Below are 7834 nucleotides of genomic sequence, written 5' to 3' on the forward strand. Positions count from 1 at the left end.
CGGGTGTTCCGGGTGGGGGGGCGCCCGGGGGGGGGGGGGGGGCCCCCCCCCCCGGCCCCCCCCACCACCCTGGGGGATCAGTTCTTGCTGGTCCAGGCGCAGTGGACGTGCCTATCGTGCTTCGGGTACCCGGGGCCGAAGACCTGGGAGGCGCCGAGGAAGTAACAAGCGCTTTGGAGGCGTTCGGCGAGTTCGCGGCCCTTGCCCGACATGTCGACGTGCACTCCGTTGATCTCACTCGTGTCGAAGGCGACTCCCTTGTAGTGCAACGACGTCCGGCTGTGATCGCCACCCGCGAATTCGGTGATGTTGACGGAGAAACCGTGGTTGGCGTCGAGCTGGAGGACACCGTGGAGCATGCGCTCGTCCAGCTGGACCCGCTTGCCGTGGGCATCGCTGTACGAGCTCGTCAGCGCACTCTTTCCATCCGCTGTGTCACGGATGTTGCTGAGCGCGGTGGAGTCGAGGTGGGGGCCGCCCACCGGCTCGGAATGGGCGTTGAGCGGGGTGATGCCGCGACGGTTCAGGATCTGCTGAGCCAGGGTGGTGCGGTCACCACGGACAGGCGCGCCGGGTGAGCGGTCCAGGGAGGCCCGGGTCTTCGGACCGACGATGCCGTCGGCCCCCAGGCCGTGGGCCTTCTGGAAGTACTTGACCGCCTTGGTGGTGGCGCTGTCGAAGACCCCCGTCGTCTTCACCGGGCTGCCGAGGAGGGCCAGACGGTCCTGGAGCCGGCTGACGGCATCCCCCTTCGCACCCGGACGCAGGGTGAGGGGGACGACGGGGGTGATCGACCTCTCGGGAAGGGGGGTGAGGTGGCGGCCGGGGGGAACGGACTCGGCACTGGCGTTCATGGCTGCGCCCGTCAGGACGAGCCCGGCCAGGGCGGCGGAGGCGAGCACGCGGCCCGTGCGGGTGGCGGGCAGAGAGAACTTCACGGTGTGGCTCCTTCAGGTGTGGCCCCTCGTCCGGGCATGGCGAACAACGCCCGTACGGGGCTGGGGTGGTGGGGTGTCGCCGGGTCGTTCGCACCGGCTGATCTCCACATTGCCCGAGACCTCGTCACGCTTCTACGCTGTGCGGGCCGTCGGCTCATGCGGGCATATCCGCTGATGTATGCATGGCTGTGAGCTGCGGGTATGCAGAGGTCAAGCGAAGGGGAAATGCGCGGATGCGGCAGAATCGACCCGTCGGTCAGGCTGGGGAACCCGAGCAGGGAATGTCGCCAGCGCGAGTGGAGCTGGCTCGCTTACTGCGGCAGTGGCGCAAGGAGGCTGGCGGAACCCCCACCCAGGACACCGTGGCCAGGCACACCAACCTCACCCAGGGCACCCTGTCGCGCTACGAGAACGCCAAGCAGGACGTTCCCGAACCGGTGATCCGTTCCCTGGCGGAGCACTACAAGCGGACCGACCAGGATCTCGCCCGCGCGCTGGATCTCAGGACCCGGAGCGAGGATGAACCGCCCGGCGACTCCGACGGGCGCGATGCCGCTCCTGGTGTGCCGGCGGCCCGGGGCGGGAAGAGGATGGCGCTCCTTCTGGGAACAGCGGCTGCGGTCGTTCTTGTCGCCGTTGCCGTCGTTGCCACCCTCTACCTCTCAAACTCCGGCACGACCACGTCCCCAGCCACCTCCGCGGCACCGGTCCGACCGCTTGCCGCACCGACCGCATCCTGCAGTGGCAGCACATGCGTCCACGCCGAACCGACCACCACCGTCTGCCAGAACGACGCCGTCACCACCGCCGAGGGGCGAGACTTCGGTGTCCACATCGAACTGCGCTACAGCCCTGGCTGCCATGCCGCCTGGGGCAAGATGACCGGAAGCTCCCCCGGCGACCGGGTCCAGGTCTTCGGCAAGGAGGGCAACCCCCCGCACCAGGAGGAATACCGGCAGCAGACCGGCCGCACAGCTCACACACAGATGGTGGAGGCCAGCGGCCCGAACGACAGCCGCGCCTGCGCCGTCATCGACTCCCGCGGCACCGTCTGCACCAGCCCTCTATCCACGGCCGGGCCCAGCGCACCGACGGTTCACTAGTAGTGCTTTGTTAGCTGGTGTCGTAGGGCTGGCATGGGGCGGGTTGGCGGCAGGTGGGGCAGGTGCCGGTCCAGGTGGCGAGTAGGTGTTGGAGGAGGTCCAGGGCCTGGTAGAGGGTCAGGCCCTGGCAGGGGCTTTTGGGCAGGTCCGCTGTTCGGTGAGGAACAGGTGGGCGGCGGTGACGAGGGTGACGTGGCGGTGCCATCCGGTGAAGGACCGGCCCTCGAAGTGGTCCAGCCCCAGAGCGGTTTTCAGCTCTCGGTAGTCGTGCTCGATCCGCCAGCGTGACTTCGCCAGGCGGACCAGGTCTTTGGCCGGGATATCGGCGGGGAGGTTCGCAATCCAGTACCTCACCGGCTCCGACTCGGCTTCGGGCCACTGCGCGATCAGCCAGGTGAGGGGGATCGTGCCGTCGGCGGCGGGTTTGGGGCGGCGGCCGGCGAGCCGGATCCGCAGGAGCACGAAACTTCACGGGGGCTGGGCTGGCCAAGGGGTCAGCGTCAGGCGGCCCCGGGTTGCCTGCCTTCTTCAGCAGCACCCAGCTCGGGCGGGCCACCCCGTAGCCGATCCAGTCGTTGCGCTTTGCGCCGTCGACGGGGCCGCCGGCGGTCTCGATGAGGACGCGGGCGACTTGATTTGCGGTCCAGTCGGGGTGAGCCGACCACACGAGCGCGGCGGAGGCGGAGGCCAGAGCAGTGGCGTACGAGGTACCTCCGTCAGACACGCACCAGGTGGTGTTCTCCTTGCAGCGGATCCGGGCCTTGCTGCCGTACGCGGCCAGGTCTGGCTTCGTTGATCTCTAGGAACAGCGTTTGTTGACTGGTTCCGGAGGCAGTTAGTGATCAGTCAGGGCACGGATGTCGATGCCATATGACGGCACCGATGTGTCCCGAGACCCCGGTGGCGGTCGTTGGATCGCCCGTTGGCATCAGCGATGCGGGCCTCGGCGAGAATGGCGAGATGAACCATCGCTTTGTCGGTATTCCGGAGCGGACTGACGTTCCGCGTGTTGCGGTCGTCGTCGACGTGATGCGGGCCTTCACTGTGGCTGCCTGGGCGTTCTCGCGTGGCGCCGAAAGGATCGTCCTGGCTTCGTCGGAGGGTGAGGCACTGGCCTTGAAGGAGAGTCGTCCGGGGTGGCTGGCTATGAAGGACGGCGCTCCGGCGGCAGGCTTCGATACGGTGAACTCACCCGGTCTGATCCGGTCGCTCGATCTGACCGGTCGCACGGTGGTGCAGAAGACGACGGCCGGAACCGTCGGTGCCCTGGCCGTCGCGAGCTCGCCGCTGGTCCTGTGCGCGAGTTTCGTAGTGGCCGGTGCGACAGCGCGGTTCCTGAAGACCGAGGGTTCCGGACCGGTGACATTCGTCGTCACCGGCGATGAAGGCCAGGCCGCCGAGGACCTGGCCTGCGCTGAATACATCGGCCGGCATCTCGCCGGAGGCGATGCCGAGGTGGCCCCGTATCTCCACCGCGCGAGGACCTCCCGGGCAGCCGCCGACCTTGCCGACGGGGTGCGACGCGGATACCAGGGTGTTCATCCCGATGATGTCGACCTCTGTCTGGAGGTCGACACGTTCTCCTTCGCGATGGTCGCTCGCCAGGAAGACTCTCTGACCGTGCTGCGTCCCACCGGGGTGCCCGACGGATCAGGCGACGCCAGCTGACCTGCCGCCAGGGTTGGGGTCATCCCGCTGTGGCGGGCTCCTCGGCTCGGGCGCGGGTGCTGGCGAGGCGGTAGGAATCGGTGCCGGTCTCGATGATGGTGCCGTTGAAGGTGAGACGGTCGACGATGGCCGCGCAGAGGCGGGGGTCGGTGAACGTCTTGGTCCAGCCGCCGAACGACTCGTTCACCATCGACCTGCTGGACATCCTGAAGTACGCCGCTACGGCGGCCGGGGCAGCCGCCGCCGTGGATGCCGGGGCGGCGCTCGGGGGCGGGTTCGTGGCTGGGGATGAGGGCCGCACCCTGGCCCGTGCCCCGGAGCCGGACGCAGGCGTTGAGCGGTATGGCGTGGACCCCCGGCCCATCTTCCGGGCGGCCCGCGCGTGACGGCCCTGTTCCACCGCCCGGAGACAGGGTCGTCTCCACCCCCCCCCGGCAGCTTCACCGCCCAGGCCGCGTCGTCGGTCACCCCGCAGCTGCGGCCGAGCCCTGGCCGAACCGGGGAACGTCATCGACGGATGCGTCCAGGCGCAGGCGCACGTACCGGATCGGGTGCCGGTAGACGCCGCCACGGTCGACGGAGGTGTCGGCACTGATCTCCGCGACGAGGCCCGGTTGGACGAGGGTGGTGTCAAGGACGTCGCGCGTGCCCCAGGCCGAGGAGAACGTCGCACCGGTCCACGGATGGCCAGGGCCGGCCGGGGTGAGGTGCTCCGCGAGCGTGGGGGCCGCGTCGGGGCGCAGTGGGACGGTGCGGCCGACGGGGCGCAGGCGTCCGGTCGGATCGTGGCGGCCGAGGACGAGGAGCTGGGGGCGTGCGAGGGTACCGGTGATCGCGCCAATGACCGCTTCAGTGGTGTTCCTGCGTCTGATCCTGGTCCAGGCGCGGTCGCGGACTCCCGGCCGATAGCGCTGGCCATGTTCTTCACGAGGATCCCCTCAACGCCGGAGACGTCCGTCCAATCCTCCAGCCACTCTCTGGCCTTGTCCGGGTCGGTGGTCATGGGGCACAGGGTCCACGGTGCCATCAGCGCGTGGGCGGCGAACAGGACCTCCAGGCGTCGACGGCGCTCCCGGTAGGACAGAGGCAGCAACTCAAGGCCATCGGCCTGGAGGATGTCGAAGGCGATGAAGAACGCGGGGGACTTCGCAGCCGGGTTGGACGGCGGGGCTGGGCGCGCCGCACCCGCGGCCGGGTGGGTGCACACCCGGGACACCGCGCACATGCTGGCGTGGGCACTGAACGGCACCGTGCCGCCGGCGCTCGCCGGGCGGTTACCCCGGCCCCGGCGTGGTCCGGTCACCGTCGCGCCGCAGCTGGCGGCGGTGGACCGGGCGGTGTTCTTCGACCATCTGCGGGGCACGACCGAGGCGGCGGCCCGGCCGGGCGAGGGTGGGGTGCTGCTGCACCGCCAAGCGCTCTACCTCGCCTCGTACGACCGGGGGATGCTTCCGTCCTTACACCAGCGACGGGCGTGTGCCCCGCGCGGCTGCGCTGAATCTCCGTCTGGTAGCCGGTGCTGAACCCATGCTGGATTGTGCCGCAGCCACTTGGTCGCTGGCCGGAGTGCCCGCCCCGGGGAGCGCATTCGAAATCAGACGGCGGCGGAGTGCAAGGTCGCCTCCCCCACCACCTCGATGCCCGTGCGCTCACCGGGACGGGCGGCAGCTGGGCTGGGGACGCGGACGTCGATGGGCTCGGCCATGCCGTCGACGGCGACGGTGACCATGGCGTCGTGGCCGTAGAAGCGGACGTCGGTCACCGTGCCGCTGGCTTCGGCCGCGTCCGGGTCGGTCAGCCGGAGCTGCTCGGGCCGGAGCAGCACCACGCCCTCGCGGCCCCGGCCGGGTGGGTTGGTGAGCGGGATGCGTCCGAGCGCGGTGGCCGCCGTGTCCTGGTCCGCGGTGCCGGTTACCAGTACCGCGTCACCGACGAAGGCGGCGACCCAGGGGTCCGCAGGTCGGCTGTACACCTCGTGTGGTGTGGCGCACTGGGCCACGCGGCCGTCGCGGACGACTGCGACGAGGTCGGCGGTGGAGAGGGCTTCCTGCTGGTCGTGGGTGACGAGCAGGGCGGTGGCGCCTGTGGCTCGTAGGGCGGCGCGTACGTCGGCCCGTACGCCGGTGCGCAGGGCGGCGTCGAGGGCGTTGAACGGTTCGTCGAGGAGGACCAGGGCGGGCTGCGGTGCCAGGGCGCGGGCGAGTGCGATGCGCTGCTGCTGGCCGCCGGACAGCTCGTGCGGCATGCGGTCGCTGTATCCGGCGAGGCCGACGAGTTCGAGCATCTCCTGCGTGCGCGCCCGTCGGGCGGCCCGGTCGAGGCCGGTCAGGCCGAAGGCGACGTTGCGGGCCACGCTGAGGTGCGGGAAGAGGGCGCCTTCCTGGGGCACGATGCCGATGCGGCGGCGTTCGGGCGCCAGGTGGACTGAGGGACCGGAAAGCGTGCGTCCGTCGAGGGTGACGGTGCCCGCGTCGGCGCGCAGGAAGCCCGCGATGATGCGCAGCAGTGTGGTCTTGCCGCAGCCCGAGGGGCCGAGGACGGCGGTCAGAGCGCCGCCGGGGACGGTGAGGTCTAGTCCGTCGAGGACCGGCGCCGCACCGGGGCCGTACGCCTTGGTCAGTCCTGTGATCTGCAGGTCGGTCATGTGCGGTGCCTTCCGAGGAGGTAGGACGGGATGGCGGCCAGCAGGATCAGGGCGGCGGCGTAGGGCGCGGCGGCGGCGAAGGATCCGGTGCCGGTTTCCGTCCACAGGCGGGTGGCCAGGGTGTCCATGCCGGTGGGGCGCAGCAGGAGGGTGGCGGGGAGTTCCTTCATGCACACGACGAAGGTGAGAGCGGCTCCGGCGGCGACGCCCGGGGCGGCCAGCGGCACGGTCACCTCGCGCAGCACACGCAGCGGGGAGCGGCCGAGGGAGCGGGCGACGTCCTCCAGGACGGGCGGGGACTGGAGTACGGCGGCGCGGGTGCCGGCGACGGCGACGGGCAGGAAGAGGACGGCGTACGCGCAGACCAGCAGCGGGAGTTCCTGGTAGATCGGTTCGGCGTAGCGGACCGCGAAGAAGACCAGGGACAGGGCGACGGTGATGCCGGGGAGCGCGTGGCCGGCGTAGGCCGACTGCTCCAGCAGTCGGGCGGTCCGGCCGCGGTGGCGCGCGGCGATCACGCCGACGGGCAGGGCGAGCAGGGTAGTGAGTGCCGCGCCCGCTGCGGCGACGCCGAGGGTGGTGGCGGCGGTGTCGAGGAGTGTGGCCGGGTCCCAGGTCGCGGAGTTGCCGACGGCCAGCCAGTAGCCGAGCGTCGCCAGCGGGGTGAGGACGGCGGCGCCGGTGACCGCAGCGCACCAGGTCAGAGCGGGCAGCCGCCAGCGGCCCAGCTTGGCGGGGACGGCGGGGCGCGCGGTACCACCGCCTGTCCTGGCGTGGCCGGCCCGGCCCCGGGTCCGTGCCTCGGCGGCGACCAGGGCGATCGTCACCACCACGAGGACGACGCTGAGCGCGGCGGCCGGGGTGCGGTCGAAGCTGGCCCGGTAGGAGGTGTAGATGCCGCGGGTGAAGGTGTCGTACCGCATCAGGGACACGGCGCCGAAGTCGGAGAACACGTACAGCGCGACGAGTACGGCGCCGCCGGCGGCCGCGGGTCGCAGCTGCGGCAGCGTGACCCGCAGGAAGGTCTTCAGCGGTCCGTGGCCGAGCGAGCGGGCGACTTCCTCCTGCGCGGGGTCGGTGCCGCGCAGCGCGGCGGTGACGGGCAGGTAGACGTACGGGAAGCTCACCAGCGTCAGGGCGAGGGCCGACCCGGTGAAGCCGGCCAGCTCTGGGAAGGCGGACAGCCATGCGAAGGCGGCGACGTAGCTGGGCACGGCCAGCGGCAGGGTCACCAGCACCGACCAGACCCGAGCGCCGGGCAGGTCGGTCCGCACGGTCAGCCAGGCCAGTGAAACGCCGAGGACCACGCAGGCCGAGACGACCACTGCGGCCAGTCCGAGGCTGCGGCTCAGCAGTTGGGCGGTGCGTTCGTCGGCGATGACGTCCCAGGCGAAGGCGGGGCCGCGCTCCAGGGAGCGGACGGCGAGATAGCCGAGGGGCAGCAGCGCGAACACCGCGGCGACGGCCGCGGGAACGAGGAG

Annotated in this window: 6 protein-coding genes and 4 pseudogenes; 3 read left to right on the top strand and 7 right to left on the bottom strand. The window is 71.0% G+C overall.

Annotated features, from left to right (window positions below):
- Positions 1-77 precede the first annotated feature (77 nt).
- The gene (locus tag ACWGIU_RS22670; protein WP_453708487.1) at positions 78-938 is read right to left on the bottom strand and encodes a peptidoglycan-binding domain-containing protein; all 861 of its coding nucleotides are present in this window, start codon (positions 936-938) and stop codon (positions 78-80) included.
- Positions 939-1219: 281 nt separating this feature from the next.
- Between ACWGIU_RS22670 and ACWGIU_RS22675 the strand changes: the two genes are divergently transcribed.
- The gene (locus ACWGIU_RS22675) at positions 1220-2041 is read left to right on the top strand and encodes a DUF2690 domain-containing protein (RefSeq protein WP_453708489.1); all 822 of its coding nucleotides are present in this window, start codon (positions 1220-1222) and stop codon (positions 2039-2041) included.
- 117 nt (positions 2042-2158) lie between these two features.
- Here ACWGIU_RS22675 and ACWGIU_RS22680 read toward each other — a convergent pair.
- Both ACWGIU_RS22680 and ACWGIU_RS22685 read right to left on the bottom strand, forming a co-directional pair.
- Positions 2159-2506, bottom strand: a pseudogene (locus ACWGIU_RS22680) (transposase); the annotation flags it as partial.
- Between the two features lie 106 nt (positions 2507-2612).
- Positions 2613-2822: pseudogene (locus ACWGIU_RS22685) on the bottom strand (S8 family serine peptidase); the annotation flags it as partial.
- Positions 2823-3001: 179 nt separating this feature from the next.
- Here ACWGIU_RS22685 and ACWGIU_RS22690 point away from each other — a divergent pair.
- Complete coding sequence (locus ACWGIU_RS22690; RefSeq protein WP_453708495.1) at positions 3002-3709, top strand: 2-phosphosulfolactate phosphatase; 708 nt, start codon at positions 3002-3004, stop codon at positions 3707-3709.
- Positions 3710-3728: 19 nt separating this feature from the next.
- Here ACWGIU_RS22690 and ACWGIU_RS22695 read toward each other — a convergent pair.
- Together ACWGIU_RS22695 and ACWGIU_RS22700 are read right to left on the bottom strand one after the other, a co-directional pair.
- Positions 3729-3893: pseudogene (locus ACWGIU_RS22695) on the bottom strand (ATP-binding protein); the annotation flags it as partial.
- A gap of 786 nt (positions 3894-4679) precedes the next feature.
- Positions 4680-4934, bottom strand: a pseudogene (locus ACWGIU_RS22700) (hypothetical protein); the annotation flags it as partial.
- On the opposite strand from ACWGIU_RS22700, the gene ACWGIU_RS22705 reads away from it, so the two are divergent.
- The gene (locus ACWGIU_RS22705; protein ID WP_453708497.1) at positions 4837-5232 is read left to right on the top strand and encodes a hypothetical protein; all 396 of its coding nucleotides are present in this window, start codon (positions 4837-4839) and stop codon (positions 5230-5232) included. The pseudogene ACWGIU_RS22700 and the gene ACWGIU_RS22705 overlap by 98 nt on opposite strands.
- Before the next feature lie 71 nt (positions 5233-5303).
- Here ACWGIU_RS22705 and ACWGIU_RS22710 read toward each other — a convergent pair whose 3' ends face one another.
- Together ACWGIU_RS22710 and ACWGIU_RS22715 are read right to left on the bottom strand one after the other, a co-directional pair.
- A complete protein-coding gene (locus ACWGIU_RS22710) occupies positions 5304-6353 on the bottom strand; it encodes an ABC transporter ATP-binding protein (protein WP_453708491.1) in 1050 nt (349 codons plus the stop codon).
- Positions 6350-7834, bottom strand: a 1485-nt coding sequence (locus ACWGIU_RS22715; protein WP_453708493.1) for an ABC transporter permease, incomplete at its 5' end; no start/stop codon positions are given. The genes ACWGIU_RS22715 and ACWGIU_RS22710, both read right to left, overlap by 4 nt.

The organism is Streptomyces sp. NPDC054840 (assembly GCF_053611065.1).

Coding starts and splice junctions, on each gene's coding strand:
- ACWGIU_RS22690 (WP_453708495.1), top strand. CDS start 3,002: ATGAACCATCGCTTTGTCGGTATTCCGGAGCGGACTGACGTTCCGCGT.
- ACWGIU_RS22675 (WP_453708489.1), top strand. CDS start 1,220: ATGTCGCCAGCGCGAGTGGAGCTGGCTCGCTTACTGCGGCAGTGGCGC.
- ACWGIU_RS22710 (WP_453708491.1), bottom strand. CDS start 6,353: ATGACCGACCTGCAGATCACAGGACTGACCAAGGCGTACGGCCCCGGT.
- ACWGIU_RS22705 (WP_453708497.1), top strand. CDS start 4,837: ATGAAGAACGCGGGGGACTTCGCAGCCGGGTTGGACGGCGGGGCTGGG.